This window comes from Mucilaginibacter aurantiaciroseus, assembly GCF_024055595.1.
GTDB classification, from domain to species: domain Bacteria; phylum Bacteroidota; class Bacteroidia; order Sphingobacteriales; family Sphingobacteriaceae; genus Mucilaginibacter; species Mucilaginibacter aurantiaciroseus.
This window is the reverse complement of sequence record NZ_JAMXOF010000001.1, coordinates 697,815-717,281: the sequence shown is the minus strand read 5'-3', so window position 1 is coordinate 717,281 and position 19,467 is coordinate 697,815. Positions and strand designations below refer to the sequence as shown.

Below are 19,467 nucleotides of genomic sequence, written 5' to 3'. Positions count from 1 at the left end.
TTTAGTTTAAAGTATATCAGTGTTTAACATCGTTTTTAAAATATTAGCCTGCACGTCAAACGCGTTCATGTGTGCCATAAAGTTCACATCGGCTATCTTTTTATAGTCCTCGGCCAGCAGGGCCGTAATATTTTCTGGCAGGTTGGCTTTTATTAAACCGGCCTTGCCTGTTAGCTGCACATTCTTATCGCGTAGTTCGCGCATTATGCGCTCGCGTTTGCTCACGGTGTTCTTCAGGTCAATATCGCCCAGTTTAGCTACATCGCAAAATAGCAAAACATTGTTAAGCGGCGAAAACAGAAAATATTTGTTTACATCCGCGAAGCGATAAACCTCCAGTACAATATCGTTTGCCCTTACGCCGCAGTACAACTCGATCTTAAAATCGTACTTGCAAAGGCTGCCCATAAGCTTACGCTGTATGGTGGCATATTCATTTGAGTAAACATCAGCCGGGTTATAAACCAGCAGCTCGTAAACCAGCTCGGTAGAGATGCTGTAAAAGTAATCGGCCGAAAAATGCGCGCTAAACTTATTGATATTTGCCGCGAACGGGTACTCCGCCGAGTTATCTGAAAGTACCTGGAACAGCTTACGTAACGACTGGCTCATTTTTAGCGCCTGCCGCTGTTTATCGTTCACATAACTTTGTTCGCTATATGCCGAACCTTCCATCTGCTCTATCAACTGGTGGTTTAGGTGTACTTCGTCAAGCAGCAGGTCGGCCCGGGCCTCATTGTTCTTTTTGATTTTCTTAAGCAGATCAGTAAGGGTTTGTGTAAACTGGAGATGAAACATCTCCAGTTGGTTAATATCAAGTTCGGGGTTGGTTTGAAACAGCTGGTGCAGCACTTGTGTACGCAGGTAAATCTTATAAATAACGTCGTTATTAAAAAAAACCGATAGCAGCTGCAATTTGCTGATATCACGCGTGGACGCATTTAATATGTTTAGCCTGTTTTCATCCATATGCCAATTAACGTGTATTGGTCACATTCTTTTTCAACTCAGTTTCTAAAGTTTGCAACTCGGTATTAAGCGTTTTTCTGTTTTGTGTACCCTCGTCATGGATGCGTTTAACCTCGGTTAAAGTCTCTATTAACGATTGTGTAGTACGTTTTAAAGTATCCAAAGATACCACAGTTTTCTCATTTTCGCGGGCAACATCTATGCTGTTTGTTTTTAAAAGCTCGGCGTTTTTAAGCAAAATGGTATTTGTAGTGTCCGAGATCTTTTTCTGCATCTCTACATTGGCCTTTTGCCTGTTCAAGGCCACGGCAATGGTGAGCTGGTTTTTCCAAACCGGGATGGTGGTAGATACTATCGACTGCGCCTTTTCTGCAATGGTGGTATTGTTGTTTTGCACCACGCGGATCTGGGCAAGCGATTGCAGCATAATAAAGCGAACCACCTTTAAATCGGCAAGGCGTTTATCCAAACGGTTTACGTAATCGCGCAGGTCGGCAATCTCGTAATCCTGGTAGGCAGATGGGTTGCCGTCCATCACCGCAAGCTGCTCGTTCAATTCCGCATAGCGTAACTGGCCGGCAATAATAAGCTCTTCCATCTGGTGGATGTAGTCTACATTGCTATCAAACATGGTTTGCAGCGATGCATTATCCTTAATGGAGTTTACACGGCCCGCTTTTATTTTGTTGGTGATCTTGTCAACGTTGTTAACCACCAGGTCGTACTTGGCAAACATCTTTTTGGTATCCATAACCAGGGTACGCAAAATTGGGATGCGAGATATGATTTTTACAAAAGCGTTTTGCTCCAGTTCGTCTACATCAATATAATTCAGCTCGTGCAGCAGGTCGGTAATTAAAGTGCCTACCTCGCCCGAATCAAACGTACGTACCGATGTAAGGAAAGTATTACTGTAACGCTCCATAGATGCCTGCACATCGGTACCATAATTCAGGATCGAGTTTACGTCGCTTGGGTTTAAGTCCTTGCCTTTTTCATTGAATTTTTTAACCTCATCCGGCGTAATATTGGTCAGGTCTACGTTGCCTTCTTTATCTAATTTAACCGGGGTGTTAGTGCTTGCCGCAGCCGGTGTAGCTGCAAAATCCGGCAGGCCGGCACCCTCGTTGGTTAGGTTGGTTTCCATTGTTTTGTTGTTTAATAATAATGATAACTTTCTCGTTTATCGGCCTGAGCAAAGGGCTTCCCTCTTAAGATGGACAGAGGTGTGTTAGCAAACAAACACATCTGCCATTAAACTATCCGGCGCGCGCCCTCTCAAGAGAAGAGCAAAAATTACGTTAAATTACAAATAATTACGCATTACGGTATTCACGGTTTCTTCCAGCTTGCGGTCTTTGGTTGGTTCGCCAATGGCGTTAAATTTCCACTCGCTGTTTTTGTTGTAGAAGATGCCCATCACCATTGATACGTGGCCCTTAAAGTCGGATCCGTTGGCAATATCGTACGTTGCGAAGATCTCGTTCACACGTTTTGGCGTGCCTTCGTAAATACGGATAGACGCGAAAGGTATGGTACCAAAATCCTGGCCTTTGAAGCTATTAAGCACAAATGCCACGTGTTTAACCGCCGGGTTAAGGCCGCCCAGGTCAAGCGAAATCACTTCGTTATCTAAACCATCATCGCCGCCCATATCACCGGTAAGGTCATCACCACTGTGGCTTACGGCGTTGTCTTTCGATTTTAGGTTACCGAAGTACACTACGTCTATCAGTTTTTTATTCTCATCAAACAAAGCGCAGCTGGCGTCAAGGTCAACCGCTTCTTTGCTGCCACCAAAGCCAAATATGCCCTTTTTCTCTATAGCGCCCCAGTTTATACCCACACAAACGTTTTGCAGTTTGCTGCCGTTAGTTTTTTCGAGGCTGATGCGTTGCCCCTTTTGAAGATTAATTGCCATAATTTAAATTTATTTATGTTAAGGGTTGTCCATAGTTGATGGCCCATAGCCTGCTTTTTACTATGGACTATCGACTGTTTTAGTTGTACTTATTTAAATAATCTTGCAAGCCGCCTTTCATACCGGCGCCTACTGCCTCAAATTTCCATTTGTTATCGCGTTTGTAAATACGGCCAAATTCTACAGCTGTTTCTATCGAGAAATCCTCTTCCAGCTCGTATTTCAAAATATCTGCGTTGGTAGCCGCGTCAAAAATACGTACGAACGAGTTGCGCACCTGGCCAAAATTTTGGCGGCGGCTTTCCGCTTCGTGGATGGTTACTACAATGCAAATTTCGGTTACACGCGGGTCAATTATGCTCAGGTCTATTTTTACCTGCTCATCATCGCCATCGCCTGCACCGGTAAGGTTATCGCCTGTGTGCTCAACCGCGCCATCCGGCGATTTTAGGTTATTGTAGAAAACAAAGTGCTCATCGCTCAAGATCTTTTTGTTATCACCCATAATAAATATAGATGCATCAAGGTCAAAAGCAGCCCCGGTAGATGAGGTATTGGTATCCCAACCTAAGCCTATCGTAAATTTGGGAGCGTCGATAGCTTCGCGCTGCCCTTTTTGAAGATTAATTGCCATTATCTTGTTATTTTAAAATTGTTAAAAAGTAAGTTTTCTTTAATATTTAGCCTCATCCTGCCCTCTCCAAAGAAGAGGGTTCTAAAACCCCTCTCTTTAAAGGCCTCTCTTTTGGAGAGGATTGAGGTGAGGCTAATAATTGTTCTTTTATAAATATAAGGTTCAGTTCGTACGCCTCTATAGTATGGTAACCGTTGCCCAAAGCCATGTTGTACAGCAGTTCTGCAAAATCTGCAGTTTGGTTTTGGATGAACACCCTAAAGCCATCAAAACTATAGTTTAATATGTATTTTACAATACGCGTATTGATGCAAAAATTGCTGCTTTTGATAATACCATCCAAATCAAAAATAGATTTTACCTGGTGATAGTTAAGGTGGTTCTCTACATTGGGGTGGATATTTTTATTGATCAGTTCGGCAAAGTACAGCATGTGGATGTCGTTCTTTAACCCATAAGCATCAACCATCTTCATGATCATACGTTCGTGGCTGCCGGTAATGCGGATATCATCTAAAAAAAACAGCGTTTTACCAATCAGGAACTCCTTATCAATATGGAACTTATCGTTACCTATCAGGTTCATACGCTGCTCGGCATCCAATTCACCATAATCCTCTTTGTAGGTTATGGTACGGTGTACCTTGGTTTCCTGCACCACGGGTAAGCCCTGCCCTGCCAGCCAATTGTTTAGGCGGTAAACAAACCAGGTTTTCATGGCGAAGGTTGCCGTTGGGATAAAAGAATACGGGCTCGAGATTACCACGATTTGTTTGGTGACGGGGTTATTGATTAAGTACTCATTAATAAAACCATCCGCCAGGGCAATACCAAAATCTTTTGATATAGCGCCATCGCCAAACTTAAAACGGCTGTAATCATCGGCATCAAAGCCAAAATCATCATCGTGGTGGATATGGTGTAATGAGTAGGTAGTGGTTATCATGCTTAGTTTAAAAGGCTTAAAATGCTGTTTTGGTTTGAATTAATGAGCATGGAGCTGATGCCTAATTCTTCGGCTGGCTTAACATCATTTTTAGGGTTATCGCCCACATGGATAATGTTTTTCAGCGGGATGTTCTTGCCCCCGTTACATATATCTATGTTGTTTAGCATCGCCTTAAAAAATTCGGGGTTTGGTTTTGACATCCCTGCCTCGTCTGAGTACAGCTGAAAATCGAAATAGGTATCCAGCTCATAAAGTGCTAATACTTTTCTTAATGTTTTCCCGGTGATGTATCCTGTGTTGCTCAACAAACTAAAAGTTGCTCCGCTTTTTAGCTTTAGATGCTGCAGGGTATCAATTGTTACATCGGCATACATGCGGGGCGGGTATTTAAAAAGCAAATCCTCCATTTGCAGGTGTAGCGCGGGATAGTCTATATCATCGATATTCAACCGATCGCCATTGATGAGGCTGATCACCATCAGGTACATTTCATCAGCATCAATGTTCTTGCCTGTTTTCTCGTTCACGGCGTTGCACATCAGGTCCACCTTACGGAAAACCCCGGCGACATCATCAACCGATAAGCCTGTATTATTAAACTTTTGGTGGAAGAACCGCGCGCGCTGAATTTTAAATTCGGGGTCGGATTTGATGAGTGTTAACCACATATCAAAAGAATAGTGCTGGTAATAATGAGGCATTAAATAAATGTATACAGGTTACAGAAAGGAGCGCAACCCGCAACCCTAACTTTATCTAATATATGCCTTTTATACTTATTAGCTTTAAAATTAAAATAAAGTTTATGTTAAAGTTACTGCGCCATCTGTGCCGCCCTGTACGCCATAATAGAACGGATAATGGTTTGCACGATCTGCGCCTGTCCTTCGTCCGAGTTTAGGAATATCTCTTCTTCGGGGTTATTGATAAAGCCTGTTTCTACAAGCACCGCGGGCATACCGCTGTTAGCCAGCACATAAAGGCTTTGCTCGCGTACGCCAATGGACGGGCGACCGTCAGTTTCTGTAAATTCCTGGTTCAAGAATTCGCCGAAACGTATGCTTTGCTTACGGTATTTTTTGGTAAAGGCATCCAGAATAATGGCATTAGCCGGGTCGGCAGCATCCAACGCTTCGTATTTTGTTGGGTCTTTTTCAATCAGGATAGATGCATTCTCGCGCACAGCCTCCAATTGTTCCCCCGTACGTTTTGAAGCATAAACCAGCAGCATTACCCCGCTTTGCTTGTGCGCGCGGTAGGCGGTGCCCTCGGCAGATGAATTACAATGGATAGAGACAAACAGGTTGCCCTGCGATTTGTTGGCAATATCAGACCGGCGCCTCAATTCGATAAAGGTATCGTCGAAGCGTGTCATTACAGTACTCAGATCGGGGATCTGTGCCTTGATGGCGTCCTGCAATTTTTGGGCGATGGAAAGGGTTACATTCTTCTCGAATGAGGTTAAGCCTTTTGCACCGGCATCCTTGCCGCCGTGGCCTGCATCGATAATAACGGTTTTAAGTTTAAAGCCTGTAGCCCGGATGGTATCTGCCGCAGGCGAGAACGAACACAGCAGCAAGTAAAAACATAATATGCTAACCGAAATTATCGGCCCAATACTTTTTTTAATCATTTATTTTATTAAGGAACGCTAAAGTAATCAACATTGTATTCATAAGGAAAATAAAAGACGGTTTTTGGTGATTGGAAGTCGTTTTTTGACGTTTTTTTACCGCAATGGTTTAATAGCAATTTTGTTGCAAATCAGTTCATTTTAACCTGTTCCTTTTTACTGCATTTAGGGCAAAGGCCCGATGCATAAAGCGTAAACCCTTGCGCCTCGAAACCCGCGGGCAGGGTAAGCTTTGGCATATTTAGCTCGTTAATACAGTACACATTTTTACACAAGGTGCAGTTAAAATGCAGATGTTCGTCTTGGTGGTGGTTCTCCCGGCAATCCGAGTGGCAAACGGCGTAATTGGCCGTACCGTTCAAGTCAAATACTTTATGAATGATGCCTTTTTCCTCGAACGTGTTTAAGATGCGGTACAGCGTAACTCGGTCAATATCATTCATTACGCTCTCCAGGTCGGGCTGCGAAGTGGCCGTATTTTTGGAATACATCATGGACAGCACCCTTAACCGCGGCGCAGTTTTTTTAAGATTATGCTTCTGCAGCATATCTTCAAACTGGTAGTTATTTTTTACTTGTGCCATTTTAATGCAAATTTAACAAAAAATGCAATTACGCCGCCTTGTGACTTTCATGTTCATGTGCATGATTGTGCGCGTGTTTGATGTGGAAAAAGTTATCGCCCGCCCTGCAAGTACCCGCGTATTTGTAATTGATGAAATGCGCCAATGCAATGGTAAAACCGCCCACAGGCACAATAACGGCCTCTATCCAGCCTTTTGTAAATAAATGGCCGATGATGATGATCAGAAAGCCGGTTATTAGCAAAGCCAATGGCAACACGCGGTGATGCTCTTTAAAATAAGAGTTACCGATAGATGAGATGCCCACAACCAAGGCGGTGATGATCATGATCCACTCTACCCAGGGGTTAGCCAAAAAGCCGAGGCCCACCAAGGGCAAACTGGTAAAAAACACCGGTACCGCCGCGCAATGTATAGCACAAAGCGTAGACGCCGTCATTCCAATATTGTCCAGTTTTATGGTCTTTAACCTCGAGATCATGTTGCAAAGATAATACAAATGCAACATTATTGTATTTAGAATTGTTTGCGATTTGTCAGAAAATAATATTTAACCCCAATATCTTAATAAAAAAAACATCGATTTTTAGTGCAAATAATTGACCAAAATCCGCATAAAAATCACCAAAAAAGCCCTCTATGATTACTAATTATTGTATTTTAACCGCCAATAAACAAATTATGAAATACATCCTGCTGCTATTGCTGCTGCCTGTTTTTGCGCAGGCGCAAACCCGGCCGTCGAACCAAAACCTGTTTGATACCATCCCTTTTATACCCGACCATACTACCGACCGGCTGGAACAATTTAAAAAGCAACCCATAACCAAAGGTGGTATCATCTTCTTAGGCAACAGCATTACCGAAACGGGCAACTGGGCCAAACTACTAAATGATACCACTGTGGTAAACCGCGGCATAGGCGGCGATATCACCTACGGAATACTAAGAAGGCTTGATGATGTAATTATCCGCCAGCCAAAAAAACTATTTATTTTGCTGGGCATCAATGACATTGGCAAGGATATCCCCGATTCGGTGATCGCTTACAATTACTACAAGATCATCAAACGGGTAAAAGCGGGTAGTCCGGCTACCAAGATCTTTGTACAAAGCATTCTGCCGTTAAACCCCACGGTCAAAAACTTTCCGCAGCATTACGACAAGGCCGAGCATATCCCGCGGGTAAACGCTATGCTAAAAGCGCAGGCGGCAAGCATGGGGTATACTTATATTAACCTGCATCCGCTCTTCCTCGATAAACAAAACCGACTGGACGCCAGGTATACCTTTGAAGGCCTGCACCTTAAACCCGAGGCGTATGTAGTTTGGGTGGCTTACCTAAAAAAAATGAAATACCTGTAATACTCTATAGCATGACTAAAACCAAAGTTGCCATACTTGGCGCCGGATTTATATCTGACATCCACGTAGAATCATACCAGCGCTTTATACCCGAAGCTGAGATAGTAGCCGTATACGCCCGCAATATAGATAAGGCCAAAGCCTTTGCAGAAAAGCATCATATCCCCGCTTATTTTGATGATGTAGATAAACTACTTGCCGAAACAGATTGTGAAGTAATAGACATTTGCGTACCCAATTACCTGCATGCTGTAAATACCATTAAAGCGGCAAACGCGGGCAAACATATCATCATCGAAAAACCACTTGCCGTTACCTTAGAGGAAGCCGATGAAATGATAGCTGTTTGCAAAGCCAAAAATGTAAAGCTGATGTATGCCGAGGAGCTTTGCTTCGCCCCTAAATACGAACGTGCAAGGCAGGTAGTAAAAGAGGGTGCCGTTGGCGAAGTGTACATGCTTAAACAAGCCGAAAAACACTCCGGCCCACACACCGATTGGTTTTACGACATCAATTTTGCCGGCGGCGGTGTGCTGATGGATATGGGCTGCCACGCCATGGGCTGGTTTCGCTGGATGCTGGGCAATGCTAAGGTTAAAAGTGTTTATGCCACTATGGATACAGTTTTACATGGTGCCCGAACCAAAGGTGAGGATAATGCCGTGGTAATTGTTGAATTTGAGAACGGTGTTACCTGCGTTGCCGAAGACAGCTGGGCCAAACATGGCGGCATGGACGACCGTTGCGAGATCTACGGCAAAGGCGGCGTTATATATGCCGACCTTTTTATGGGCAGCTCGGCGCTTACTTATAGCCGGGAAGGTTATGGCTACGCGATGGAAAAGGCAGATACCTCTGCCGGATGGAGTTTCACCATTTTTGAAGAAGTGTTTAACCAGGGCTATCCGCACGAACTGAAACACTTTATAGAATGCGTGCGCGAGGATAAAACCCCGTTGGTAACCGGCGAAGATGGCCGTGCAGTGCTTGAAATGTTATATGCCGCCTATGCATCTGCCGGGCAGGGCAAAAAGATAATGCTGCCATTCGCCCCAAAAGTTGACCGCCCTATTGACTTGTGGCTTAACCCCAAACAAGATTAATTATGAAAATATCAATATACGATACCAACGACGAAATGTCAAAAGCTGCAGCCGAACTGGTTGCCAAACAGTTGGCCGAAAAGCCCGCTTCGGTAATTTGTTTCCCTTCGGGCGATTCACCTACCGGGATGCTCAACTACATCGTGCAATGGGCAAACGATGGCAAAATAGACCTGAGCCAGAGCTTCTTTATCGGCCTTGACGAATGGGTGGGCATGGACGAGAACGACCAGGGTAGCTGTAAATATTATCTAAAGCATACCTTTTTTGATAAGCTAAATACCAAACTAATTAACATCACCCTGTTTGATGCCAAGGCAGAAGACCTGGATGCCGAATGCGAGCGCATGAACAACTTCATCAGCAGCAAAGGCGGCTTGGATATTATGATTGTTGGCATTGGCATGAATGGCCACTTAGGCTTAAATGAGCCCGGCACACCGTTCGACTTGTATGCACACCGATCGGAATTAGACCCGGTTACCGTGCAGGTAGGTCAAAAATATTTCACGAAGGAGACCGCGTTGACAGAAGGCATCACGCTTGGTTTAAAACATCTGGCAGAAGCTGGCATAGCTGTACTGATCGCAACCGGCGCTAAAAAAGCAGATATCATCCACGAAAGTTTGCAAGGTTTGGTAACACCCGAGGTACCGGCTTCTATCCTGCAAACATTGTCGAATGCTTTTGTTCTACTGGATAAAGATGCCGCGTCGGAACTGGAACATGGTGCCTGATATGAACGAAAAGCTGCAACATATCCAACAAGCGCTTCAAAATGCATCCACCCTACTGTGCGGTAAAAAAATTGCCGCCGGGTTTGATGGGTTTGTAGATTCCATTGTAAAAGTGGTTAACTACAAGAACGACTACGGCACGGTATTCTTCCGTACTATCAGCGAGTTTGGCACTTATATCAGCAGTAAAAGTGGTTCGGGATTTAGTTTAGAGAGCGAAGAACTGATACAAAAACTTGGCGGCAACATGCCTATTATGGCGAACGCGCTGGCAGGCATGGGCATCGGCGTAAATTGTGTTGGCGCATTTGGGGTTCCAAACGTTGCACCAGCTTTTACAGGCATGCATGCCAATTGCGAACTGCACAGCTATACCAACCCCGGCTTTACCACCGCCATGGAATTTGCCGATGGAAAGATCATGCTTGCCCAAATGACCGATCTGAACCACGCCAATTGGGATACCATTAAACAAACCGTCGGGCTGGAAAAACTTACAGAGGTTTTTACCCAAGCCGAGCTTATTTGTCTGGTAAACTGGAGCGAGCTTGACCATAGCAACAGCATGTGGCAGGGCTTATTGGACGATGTTTTGACAGGCCCACAATCAACCCAAAAACAATTCTTTTTTGATCTGTCCGATTGCTCTAAACGCAGCGCGGGGGCTATCACATCAGCCATAAAATTGATTGAACAATTTGGTACTTATGGGCAGGTAACATTAAGTTTGAACAGAAACGAGGCCAATATCTTTTACAGAACATTCATAGATGATGTCCTGCCTGAGGATATGCAGTTAATTGGCGAAAAACTGTTTACTGCGTTGAAAATCGATACAATTGTTATTCACAACTCAAAAATTTCAATTGCCTGGGATAAAAATGGCACTTACATTAACGAACCTACCTTTATATCTGATCCGAAGATCTCTACCGGCGCGGGCGATAATTTTAACGCGGGTTACTGTTTAGCTGTTTTATTAGGGTTTAACGCAGAAGCAGCTTTAATGATGGCTAATTCGACATCGAATATTTATATGAATACGGGCGAAAGCCCGGGGATAACGGAGTTGGCTGCTTATTTTGGTGGATAACGTCGGTAGACTTCATTAACTATTCTTGATGTCAAAACATTTCATTCATTGCCGTCGACTTTAGTCAACGGATAATAAACAAACAAATCTTGGCTTTAGCCAAACTAAGTCTTTGGCTAAAGCCAATGCCTTTTATTAACTATCCGTTCCATAAATGGGGCGGCAATGATGAGCATGATGGCTTTACCCTCGCAGAATTTACTCACCCCGACTACGCTACGCTGGTCGACCCTCTCTGCTCCGCAAACAGGGTAAGAACTACAGCTACACCCTCTTTCCGCGCAGCAAAGAGAGGGTCGCGCACGAAGTGCCGCGGGGTGAGTAAATTCTTCGATTTTTGTCGCCGCAGGGTCTCACATCTTGGACGCTGTACTGCCTTGCATTCTTGCGAAAAGCCTCTTTCAGAAGATCCCGCGAGAACAAAATTTTTACTTTTCCGATAAATTATTGCATCTTTAGGATACCAAAATTATAAACTTTAATGTCAGCAAATTTTACTGATAAAGGTTCGGGCGCTTTTGCCGAGAACACATTTGATGCAATTGTTATCGGCTCGGGTATCAGCGGAGGCTGGGCTGCCAAAGAGCTTTGCCAACAGGGACTAAAAACCCTTGTATTAGAACGTGGCCGGGATGTAAAACACCTTAAAGATTACCCTACCGCTACCACCCCGCCATGGGAATTTCCCTACCGTGGCCGCATGAACCTGAAGCATAACAAAGAAAACCCGCTGATCAGCAAAGCTTCCGGCTACGGTGATGACTGCGACCATTTCTTTGTGAAAGACGCCGACCATCCCTACGTACAGGAAAAACCTTTCGACTGGATCCGCGGGTACCAGGTTGGCGGCAAATCGCTTACCTGGGGGCGTGCAACACAACGCTGGAGCGAGTTTGAATTTACCGCACCCGAACGTTTTGGCTATGGCATTGGCTGGCCAATTGGCTATAAAGATGTGGCGCCATGGTATTCGCACGTAGAAAAATTTATAGGCATCTGCGGCAGCAAAGACGGCCTGGAAGCTATGCCCGATGGCGAGTTTCAAACTCCGTTTGAAATGAACGTGCCGTTGCAGCACATCAAACAATCATTAAAAGATAATTATACCGACCGCCACCTGGTGCATGCTCTTTGGGCGCACCTTACCGAGCCGCAACAGATTCACCTTGACCAGGGACGCGGCAAATGCCAGGCGCGCAACATGTGCGTGCGGGGCTGCCCGTTTGGCGGGTACTTTAGTTCGGTAAGTTCTACCCTTCCCTGGGCGCAAAAAACCGGGAACCTGACTATCCGCCCCCATTCTGTTGTCCATTCTGTTATTTATGACGAAAAACTGGGCAAGGCAAGTGGCGTACGCGTTATAGATGCCAACACCAAAGAGGTTATTGAATACCATGCCAGGGTGATCTTCGTGAATGCCTCGGCACTAAATACCAACCTCATCTTGCTCAACTCAAAATCAAACCGTTTCCCTAATGGTTTGGGTAACGATAGCGGTATGCTGGGTAAATACATTGCGTTCCATAACTACCGCGCATCGGTATCGGGCACGCTGGATGGTTATCTGGATAAATACTATTTTGGCCGCAACCCTACCGACCTGATATTGGTAAATTACCGTAACCTGCATAAACGCGACACCAATTATTTTGGAGGCTACACCACCTTTATGAATGCTTATCGCGACCAGCACCCTAACGACAGCGAGCAAGGCCAGGTTGGCGCGCAATACAAGGATGACCTTTGCGAACCGGGCGGCTGGCATGTATTTGCCTATCTACAGGGCGAAACTGTACCTGTTGAGAGCAATCACGTCCGCCTCAGCGAAACGGAAAAAGACCAGTGGGGTATTCCATTATTGGTAACATCGGTAGAATACCATCCCAATGACGACCTCATGACCGAAGACTTTTTGAATACCACAGCCGAAATGCTGGAAAAAGCCGGTGTAAAAAACATCAGCAAACACAACAACAAGCAATCGCCGGGGTTAGATATTCATGAAATGGGCGGTGTACGCATGGGTAAAAATCCTAAAACATCCTTACTAAATGCCAACAACCAGCTGCATGCCTGCAAAAATGTGTTTGTAACCGATGGTGCATGTATGGCAAGTACCGGCAACCAAAGCCCCTCAATATTGTACATGGCGCTTACGGCAAGGGCCGCGACTTTCGCTGTTAACGAAATTAAAAAAGGTAACCTTTAAAGATCATTTATGAGAAAACTGAGTTTTGTATTATTAGCAGCTATCGCGATAAGCGGCTGTAAAGGTAAAAGGGCGGCAAATTATCAGGATAGCACAACTGCATCATCAGATAAACCCGGTGAATGGGTAAATCTCATAGACCATAACACCATGGCCGGCTGGCACGCCTATGGTAAAAGCGCGGTTGGTAGTGCATGGAAATTAAAAGATGGCGAACTGCACCTAAATGCATCCAAAAAAGCCGACTGGCAAAGCGCGGGCGGCGGCGATATTGTTACCAATAACGAGTATGAGAACTTCGACCTAAAAGTGGAATGGAAGATAAGTCGCGCGGGCAATAGTGGCATTATGTTCTACGTGCATGAGGATACCACCCAATACAAATACCCATGGCAAACCGGGCCCGAAACGCAGATCGCGGATAACAAAGAGAATGAAGACGGTAAACTGATCAAACACCGCGCGGGCGACCTTTACGACCTGATGTCGATAGATAAAGAGATTGTAAACAAAGCGGGCAGCTGGAATAAAACTGAAGTGATAGCCAATAATGGCAGCTTAACCATTTTGGTTAATAACGAGGTTGTTTTAAAAACCACGATGTGGGATGCTAAATGGAAAAAGCTGATAGCGGGCAGCAAGTTTAAAGAATGGCCCGGCTTTGGCACTTATAAAAAAGGCCGCATAGCCTTGCAAGACCATGGCGCTGACGTATGGTTTAAAAATGTTGCGATCAAAAAACTATAGAACGACTTGAGAGACAAAGCCTTTTCTGCACACAGAGGAGGCTTTGTTGTTTTATGAAACAGCGTGTAACAGTGTTTATTCGAAAACATTCTTAACCCAATTAAAGCTAATAAAATTTAAAACCATCTTTACGCTATGCGCCTATTTCATAACATACTGGTTGGTGCTTTTTTGCCTTTTTCGTTATTTACACAGGCTGCAACACCTGCCAAACCTATTGGTTTGCGCATAGAATACCTTGTAAACCCCATTGGTATAGATAACACGCATCCCCGTTTAACCTGGATGCTGGCCGATAACCGCCAGGGCGCAAAACAAACTGCCTACCAGGTTTTTGTAGGGATGGATTCTGTGGAGGTAAGCCGTGGTAAAGGCGGCGACTGGACATCGGCCAAAATAGCTTCATCAAATATATTAGCCACTTATAATGGCAAGGCTTTACAGGCATTCAAAAAATACTACTGGAAGGTTGATGTTTGGGATAAAGATGGCGTAAAGGCTATATCATCTACGGTTAGCAGTTTTGAAATGGGTATGCTTAAAATGACCAACTGGAAAGGCACCTGGATAAGCGACGAGCAAGGTGTAAACGTAAAACCCGCCCCCTATTTCCGCACTACATTTGGTACTGGCAAAAAAGTAAAATCGGCAAGGGCGTATATTGCTGTTGCGGGTTTGTATGAACTTTATATCAATGGCGAAAAAATTGGCAATCACCGATTAGACCCCATGTACACCCGTTTTGACAGGCGTACCTTATATGTTACTTATGATGTTACCAAGAATATTATGGCTGGTAAAAACGCCATTGGCGTTCTGTTGGGCAATGGCTGGTACAATCACCAAAGCACCGCCGTTTGGGATTTTGATAAGGCATCTTGGCGTAACCGCCCGACTTTTTGTTTGGACCTGCGGATCACTTATGAGGATGGCACTTTTCAGACAATACGCTCGAGCGAGCAATGGAAAACCAGCTTTAGTCCCATTACTTTGAACAGTATTTACACTGCCGAGCATTACGACGCCCGCCTTGACCAGCCCGGATGGAACACCATCAACTTTAACGATACCAAATGGAAACCAGCATTTGCCCGCCCTGTGCCATCGCAAAATGTAACCGCACAGGCATTACACCCTATACGCAATGTAGACGAGATCCCCGCAAAAACCATGACTAAAATAGACGATGGCGCTATGGTTTTTGACCTTGGCAGAAATATATCCGGTGTAACCAAATTTACCGTAAAAGGTAAAGAGGGTACGGTTATCCGCTTAAAACATGGCGAAAGGCTGTATAAGAACGGCCACGTGGATCTCTCGAACATCGACCTGCATTACCGCCCAACCGATGATAAAGACCCTTTCCAGGTAGATATATTTACGCTGAGCGGCAAAGGCGAGGAAACCTTTATGCCCAAGTTTAACTACAAAGGCTTCCAGTATGTAGAGGTTACCAGCAGTGAACCTATTGAACTGAGCACCAAAAGCCTTACCGGATATTTTATGCACAGCGATGTGCCGCCGATAGGTAAGTTAAATTCATCAAATACAACTATCAATAAGATCTGGGTGGCAACCAATAATTCGTACCTGAGCAACCTGTTTGGTTATCCTACAGATTGCCCACAGCGCGAAAAGAACGGATGGACGGGCGATGCGCATATAGCTGCCGAAACCGGTCTTTATAATTTTGACGGCATCACCGTTTACGAAAAATGGCTGGCCGATCATCGCGACGAGCAGCAGCCAAATGGTACATTGCCATCTATCATCCCAACAGCAGGCTGGGGTTACGAGTGGGGTAACGGGCCGGATTGGACCAGCACCATCGCGCTTATTCCGTGGGATATTTACCTGTTTTATGGCGATACCAAGATCCTGAAGGACAATTACGAAAACATCACACGCTACGTGAACCACATTAACGACCTGTACCCTACCGGCCTTACCACCTGGGGCCTTGGCGACTGGGTGCCTGTAAAATCGGTATCGCCCGTGGAGGTTACTTCTACCGCGTACTACTTTGCAGATGTTACCATTGCGGCCAAAGTGGCCGGTATACTGGGCAACAAAGCCGATAAGCAGAAATACATCGCGTTAGCCAGTAAAATTAAGAAAGCGTTTAACGATAAATACCTGGACAAAAAAACAGGATCCTATAATAAAGGCCTGCAAACAGAACTTGCCGTGCCGCTTTACTGGGGCATGGTTCCTGATGCTTATAAAGCTAAGATCGCCGCGCGACTTGCTGAGCGTGTAAAAGCTGACAACTTCCATTTGGATGTGGGGATCTTAGGTGGTAAAGCTATTTTAGGCGCTTTAAGCGACAACGGTTACCCGGATGTTGCCTACAAAATTGCATCGCAGGAAACCTATCCTTCATGGGGTTGGTGGATGGTGAACGGCGCTACCACACTTTACGAAAACTGGAATATAGATGCCAAGCATGACATATCACTTAACCACATCATGTTTGGTAATATTGGTGCATGGCTTTACAGCGGCATTGCAGGCATTAAACCCGATGAAAAACAACCGGGCTTTAAAAACGTGATCCTGCAGCCAAACTTTGTTCCCGGCTTAGAACAATTCACTGCCGAGCATGCAAGCCCGTACGGCAAAGTTGTTTCCTCGTGGAAACGCAATGGCAATGCGGTAGAGTATTCGGTAACCGTACCTGCTAATACATCAGCAGATATTACTTTCCCGCTAAATGGTGGTAAAAAAGCTTCTTTAGGTGGTAAGCCTGTTAGTGGTGTTTACCATGTGAGTGCGGGGTATTATAAGTTTGTGGTGAAGTAAACGCACACACCTCTCCGCGCGTTATTGCAAGGTACGAAGCAATCTCTCAATGACGGTTTTGTTTTAAAGTCGTATTTTTGCACTATGTCCCAAACTCAAATATTAACCCTCGATGATATTAAACTGCTTGTTGATACTTTCTATCAGCGCATCCAGTCTGACGAATTATTAGGGCCTATATTTAACGAGCGCATACAGGACAAGTGGCCTATCCATCTGGAAAAGATGTACCGTTTCTGGCAAACAGTACTGCTGGAAGAATATACTTACAATGGCAGGCCTTTCCCTCCGCATGCACAGCTACCCGTAGGGCCCGAGCATTTCGCCCTATGGCTTGCGCTTTTCACTCAAACAGTTGATGAACTTTTTACCGGCGGCAAAGCTACGGAAGCAAAATGGCGTGCAGCTAAAATGGCCGAGATGTTTCAGCATAAGATCGCTTATTTGAAGAATAACCCGTTGAATATTGTTTGACAACTTTTTGTCATCCTAAACGATAGCAAAGGGTTTAATGTACATCATGCATGTAGGCGAATAGATGCTTTACGATGTTCAGCATCACAAACCAAACATGTCAGTCTGAGCTTGTCGAAGACTTTTACAATTCGCGAATGGTTCTACAGGCTCACTATTACACATCAGAGCGTTTCCACCTCATTAGGGTGCCTGGGTTGCCAGTAGGCGTAGTAATAAGCCAGGCAGAAAACGCCCAGCAGAAAAGGGATAATAGCTAAATGTTTATAGGTAACCATACCATAAACGTGGTGCCCGTCGAAGTTCATAAATTCGCTGATCATCCAATAGGAATTAGCGCTGATCCAAAAGGTAATGGCCAGGTTGTGGCAAAGTTCGGATACCATATCGCGGGTGCGGTAGGCTATCATGATAGAGATAAACAATGTCGGGATGATCATGACCAGCCCCAGCGGTTTCCACAAAAGGCACCAGCCTATATCTTTAAAAAGCCAGAAAACGATGTGCAGGTTTTCCATCCTGCGGTACTTTAGGGGTATGCTGTATTGCGACATGGTAGTGCTAAAATAATAAATTATTTTATTTGCAAACCGTGCTATTTAAGCCAGTCGTACCAGTTTTTGATGTGATATACGTAACCTAAAAACTTATCATTATTTACGCTGGAGATGATCTTCCACTCTTTCAACTCGGGGATAAATTGAGGCGCTTCCAGTCCGGCTTTAGCGGCGGCCTGTGTGTAAAAAAACAATTTTGGTAAATGGTGCGGAGTGCAAGCGTTAAAGGTAAAGCCAAAAGCGTCCTTATCTATCACCGCGAGCGTAAAGCCCACACAATCCTGCTGATGGATCATATTTACCGGAGCTAAACCGTTCGGAATATCTTTTTTCCCGGCAAAGAACCTGCCCGGTTCGCGGCCGGGACCAATCAAGCCGCCAAAACGGATAATGGTGGTTTTGAAATTGATTTGTTGATTAAAAAGTACTTCGGCCTCAAATAACACACGGCCCGATGGGGTGTTTGGTTTAGAATCGCTTAGTTCGTTCAGTTCCTGGTTTTGGTCGGCATAAACGCCTGTAGAACTAATGAGAATAACTTTTTTAATGTTATGCTGATCGATGGCATCAATCACTTTTTTAAGCTTCGGCACATACTCCGCCCCTGCCCCCGAACGGGCTTTTGGCGGGATGGCAATCACCAAAACATCGCAAGAAAAAAATATAGGGTCGTATAGTAAACGATCTGGCGATAGATCGATAAGGAAAGAATTGATGCCTTCTTCATTAAGTATTGGCAGTTTATCCGGCGAAGTGGTAGAGCCGTTAACCGTTACGCCACGGGCAACAAGCGCTTTAGCCAGTGCCAACCCGTACCATCCGCAACCTAAAATACTAACCGTCATACAAGGGCTAATATAAGGAGCATCAAGCGAATGCTAAAACAAAAACCAATGTTATATTTGTGCATGGATACTCCGCAAACTTTACCTGTTTTAACCGATACCGAACTGCGCGTACTTGGCTCGCTGATGGAAAAAAGCAAAACCACACCCGATTATTACCCCATGACGCTTAACGGCCTCACCGCTGCATGCAACCAGAAAACGGCACGCCGACCGGTGGTTGATTATGACGAGAACACGGTAATGCTGGCATTGGATACTTTGAAACGTAAAGGGTTGATCTCTACCGCTACAGGCGGCAGCAGTCGTTCTACTAAATACAAACATAATTTTGGCATTGTGTTCCCGGTTGTACCATCAGAAGTAGCGGTGATCTGTTTGCTTATACTGCGTGGGCCGCAAACACCGGGCGAGATCAACACCAACTCGGGCAGGTTATATGAGTTTGAAGATTTAGACGAGGTGCAGGCCATGCTGGAAAAACTGGCTACCGATGAAACCCCATTCGTAACACAATTACCCAAACGCCCCGGCCAAAAAGAAGTGCGCTACCGCCACCTCTTAGGCGGCACAATTATAGAAGACGATGCACAGGACGAGCCAACCCGCAGGGCAAATACATCTGAATTGGAAGAACGCCTGAGCAAGGTAGAAACCGAACTGGCCGAACTAAAAGAGGCCTTTGATAAACTAATGAAAGAACTTAGCTAACATGATGAGCGGCGTTATCGTCGGTTAGTTTACGTTCGATGTGTTTATCGGGCACCAGCCAAATCAGCAGCACAATAAAGTACATGCTAAAGGCAATTCACGAGTGAATAAATGAAACCGCGATAGTGGCAGCA

20 protein-coding genes are annotated in these 19,467 nt (G+C 44.9%); 9 read left to right on the top strand and 11 right to left on the bottom strand.

Going from position 1 to position 19,467, the window contains the following annotated elements:
* Positions 1 to 6 precede the first annotated feature (6 nt).
* The 9 genes from NAF17_RS03355 to NAF17_RS03315 form a co-directional block, all read right to left on the bottom strand.
* Complete coding sequence (locus NAF17_RS03355) at positions 7 to 969, bottom strand: hypothetical protein (protein ID WP_252756565.1); 963 nt, start codon at positions 967 to 969, stop codon at positions 7 to 9.
* Positions 970 to 976: 7 nt separating this feature from the next.
* On the bottom strand, positions 977 to 2,116 hold the full coding sequence (locus tag NAF17_RS03350; protein WP_252756564.1) for a toxic anion resistance protein: 1,140 nt from the start codon (positions 2,114 to 2,116) through the stop codon (positions 977 to 979).
* 159 nt (positions 2,117 to 2,275) lie between these two features.
* Positions 2,276 to 2,890, bottom strand: coding sequence for a TerD family protein (locus NAF17_RS03345; protein WP_252756563.1), 615 nt, complete (start codon positions 2,888 to 2,890; stop codon positions 2,276 to 2,278).
* Between the two features lie 79 nt (positions 2,891 to 2,969).
* The gene (locus NAF17_RS03340) at positions 2,970 to 3,524 is read right to left on the bottom strand and encodes a TerD family protein (protein ID WP_252756562.1); all 555 of its coding nucleotides are present in this window, start codon (positions 3,522 to 3,524) and stop codon (positions 2,970 to 2,972) included.
* A gap of 52 nt (positions 3,525 to 3,576) precedes the next feature.
* The gene (locus tag NAF17_RS03335; RefSeq protein ID WP_252756561.1) at positions 3,577 to 4,470 is read right to left on the bottom strand and encodes a phosphoribosyltransferase family protein; all 894 of its coding nucleotides are present in this window, start codon (positions 4,468 to 4,470) and stop codon (positions 3,577 to 3,579) included.
* Between the two features lie 2 nt (positions 4,471 to 4,472).
* The gene (locus NAF17_RS03330; RefSeq protein WP_252756560.1) at positions 4,473 to 5,174 is read right to left on the bottom strand and encodes an HAD family hydrolase; all 702 of its coding nucleotides are present in this window, start codon (positions 5,172 to 5,174) and stop codon (positions 4,473 to 4,475) included.
* A 113-nt stretch (positions 5,175 to 5,287) separates the two neighbouring features.
* Entirely contained in the window at positions 5,288 to 6,106 is an 819-nt protein-coding gene (locus tag NAF17_RS03325) for an N-acetylmuramoyl-L-alanine amidase family protein (protein WP_252756559.1), read from the bottom strand.
* Positions 6,107 to 6,237: 131 nt separating this feature from the next.
* On the bottom strand, positions 6,238 to 6,690 hold the full coding sequence (locus NAF17_RS03320) for a Fur family transcriptional regulator (protein ID WP_252756558.1): 453 nt from the start codon (positions 6,688 to 6,690) through the stop codon (positions 6,238 to 6,240).
* A gap of 28 nt (positions 6,691 to 6,718) precedes the next feature.
* Complete coding sequence (locus tag NAF17_RS03315; protein ID WP_252756557.1) at positions 6,719 to 7,171, bottom strand: MerC domain-containing protein; 453 nt, start codon at positions 7,169 to 7,171, stop codon at positions 6,719 to 6,721.
* Positions 7,172 to 7,371: 200 nt separating this feature from the next.
* On the opposite strand from NAF17_RS03315, the gene NAF17_RS03310 reads away from it, so the two are divergent.
* The 8 genes from NAF17_RS03310 (at position 7,372) to NAF17_RS03275 (ending at position 17,220) form a co-directional block, all read left to right on the top strand.
* A complete protein-coding gene (locus NAF17_RS03310) occupies positions 7,372 to 8,055 on the top strand; it encodes a GDSL-type esterase/lipase family protein (protein WP_252756556.1) in 684 nt (227 codons plus the stop codon).
* Between the two features lie 11 nt (positions 8,056 to 8,066).
* Positions 8,067 to 9,158, top strand: coding sequence for a Gfo/Idh/MocA family protein (locus NAF17_RS03305; protein ID WP_252756555.1), 1,092 nt, complete (start codon positions 8,067 to 8,069; stop codon positions 9,156 to 9,158).
* Positions 9,159 to 9,160: 2 nt separating this feature from the next.
* A complete protein-coding gene (locus tag NAF17_RS03300) occupies positions 9,161 to 9,895 on the top strand; it encodes a glucosamine-6-phosphate deaminase (RefSeq protein WP_252756554.1) in 735 nt (244 codons plus the stop codon).
* Positions 9,840 to 10,988, top strand: a complete 1,149-nt coding sequence (locus NAF17_RS03295; RefSeq protein WP_252756553.1) for a carbohydrate kinase family protein — start codon at positions 9,840 to 9,842, stop codon at positions 10,986 to 10,988. Before NAF17_RS03300 ends, NAF17_RS03295 begins: the two co-directional genes overlap by 56 nt.
* A gap of 481 nt (positions 10,989 to 11,469) precedes the next feature.
* The gene (locus NAF17_RS03290) at positions 11,470 to 13,197 is read left to right on the top strand and encodes a GMC oxidoreductase (RefSeq protein ID WP_252756552.1); all 1,728 of its coding nucleotides are present in this window, start codon (positions 11,470 to 11,472) and stop codon (positions 13,195 to 13,197) included.
* Positions 13,198 to 13,206: 9 nt separating this feature from the next.
* Positions 13,207 to 13,944 carry a 3-keto-disaccharide hydrolase gene (locus NAF17_RS03285; protein ID WP_252756551.1) on the top strand — a complete coding sequence of 246 codons (738 nt, stop codon included), beginning with the start codon at positions 13,207 to 13,209 and terminating at the stop codon, positions 13,942 to 13,944.
* 135 nt (positions 13,945 to 14,079) lie between these two features.
* Entirely contained in the window at positions 14,080 to 16,746 is a 2,667-nt protein-coding gene (locus NAF17_RS03280; protein ID WP_252756550.1) for an alpha-L-rhamnosidase, read from the top strand.
* 84 nt (positions 16,747 to 16,830) lie between these two features.
* A complete protein-coding gene (locus NAF17_RS03275) occupies positions 16,831 to 17,220 on the top strand; it encodes a group III truncated hemoglobin (protein WP_252756549.1) in 390 nt (129 codons plus the stop codon).
* Between the two features lie 164 nt (positions 17,221 to 17,384).
* Here the strand turns inward: NAF17_RS03275 and NAF17_RS03270 are convergent, their stop codons facing one another.
* Both NAF17_RS03270 and NAF17_RS03265 read right to left on the bottom strand, forming a co-directional pair.
* Positions 17,385 to 17,774, bottom strand: coding sequence for a hypothetical protein (locus NAF17_RS03270; protein ID WP_252756548.1), 390 nt, complete (start codon positions 17,772 to 17,774; stop codon positions 17,385 to 17,387).
* A 41-nt stretch (positions 17,775 to 17,815) separates the two neighbouring features.
* A complete protein-coding gene (locus NAF17_RS03265; protein ID WP_252756547.1) occupies positions 17,816 to 18,622 on the bottom strand; it encodes an SDR family oxidoreductase in 807 nt (268 codons plus the stop codon).
* A 63-nt stretch (positions 18,623 to 18,685) separates the two neighbouring features.
* On the opposite strand from NAF17_RS03265, the gene NAF17_RS03260 reads away from it, so the two are divergent.
* A complete protein-coding gene (locus NAF17_RS03260; protein WP_252756546.1) occupies positions 18,686 to 19,333 on the top strand; it encodes a YceH family protein in 648 nt (215 codons plus the stop codon).
* Positions 19,334 to 19,467: the final 134 nt, after the last annotated feature.

Coding starts and splice junctions, on each gene's coding strand:
- NAF17_RS03280 (WP_252756550.1), top strand. CDS start 14,080: ATGCGCCTATTTCATAACATACTGGTTGGTGCTTTTTTGCCTTTTTCG.
- NAF17_RS03310 (WP_252756556.1), top strand. CDS start 7,372: ATGAAATACATCCTGCTGCTATTGCTGCTGCCTGTTTTTGCGCAGGCG.
- NAF17_RS03260 (WP_252756546.1), top strand. CDS start 18,686: ATGGATACTCCGCAAACTTTACCTGTTTTAACCGATACCGAACTGCGC.
- NAF17_RS03290 (WP_252756552.1), top strand. CDS start 11,470: ATGTCAGCAAATTTTACTGATAAAGGTTCGGGCGCTTTTGCCGAGAAC.
- NAF17_RS03300 (WP_252756554.1), top strand. CDS start 9,161: ATGAAAATATCAATATACGATACCAACGACGAAATGTCAAAAGCTGCA.
- NAF17_RS03355 (WP_252756565.1), bottom strand. CDS start 969: ATGGATGAAAACAGGCTAAACATATTAAATGCGTCCACGCGTGATATC.
- NAF17_RS03320 (WP_252756558.1), bottom strand. CDS start 6,690: ATGGCACAAGTAAAAAATAACTACCAGTTTGAAGATATGCTGCAGAAG.
- NAF17_RS03265 (WP_252756547.1), bottom strand. CDS start 18,622: ATGACGGTTAGTATTTTAGGTTGCGGATGGTACGGGTTGGCACTGGCT.
- NAF17_RS03345 (WP_252756563.1), bottom strand. CDS start 2,890: ATGGCAATTAATCTTCAAAAGGGGCAACGCATCAGCCTCGAAAAAACT.
- NAF17_RS03305 (WP_252756555.1), top strand. CDS start 8,067: ATGACTAAAACCAAAGTTGCCATACTTGGCGCCGGATTTATATCTGAC.
- NAF17_RS03285 (WP_252756551.1), top strand. CDS start 13,207: ATGAGAAAACTGAGTTTTGTATTATTAGCAGCTATCGCGATAAGCGGC.
- NAF17_RS03270 (WP_252756548.1), bottom strand. CDS start 17,774: ATGTCGCAATACAGCATACCCCTAAAGTACCGCAGGATGGAAAACCTG.
- NAF17_RS03295 (WP_252756553.1), top strand. CDS start 9,840: ATGCTTTTGTTCTACTGGATAAAGATGCCGCGTCGGAACTGGAACATG.
- NAF17_RS03330 (WP_252756560.1), bottom strand. CDS start 5,174: ATGCCTCATTATTACCAGCACTATTCTTTTGATATGTGGTTAACACTC.
- NAF17_RS03275 (WP_252756549.1), top strand. CDS start 16,831: ATGTCCCAAACTCAAATATTAACCCTCGATGATATTAAACTGCTTGTT.
- NAF17_RS03335 (WP_252756561.1), bottom strand. CDS start 4,470: ATGATAACCACTACCTACTCATTACACCATATCCACCACGATGATGAT.
- NAF17_RS03350 (WP_252756564.1), bottom strand. CDS start 2,116: ATGGAAACCAACCTAACCAACGAGGGTGCCGGCCTGCCGGATTTTGCA.
- NAF17_RS03340 (WP_252756562.1), bottom strand. CDS start 3,524: ATGGCAATTAATCTTCAAAAAGGGCAGCGCGAAGCTATCGACGCTCCC.
- NAF17_RS03315 (WP_252756557.1), bottom strand. CDS start 7,171: ATGATCTCGAGGTTAAAGACCATAAAACTGGACAATATTGGAATGACG.
- NAF17_RS03325 (WP_252756559.1), bottom strand. CDS start 6,106: ATGATTAAAAAAAGTATTGGGCCGATAATTTCGGTTAGCATATTATGT.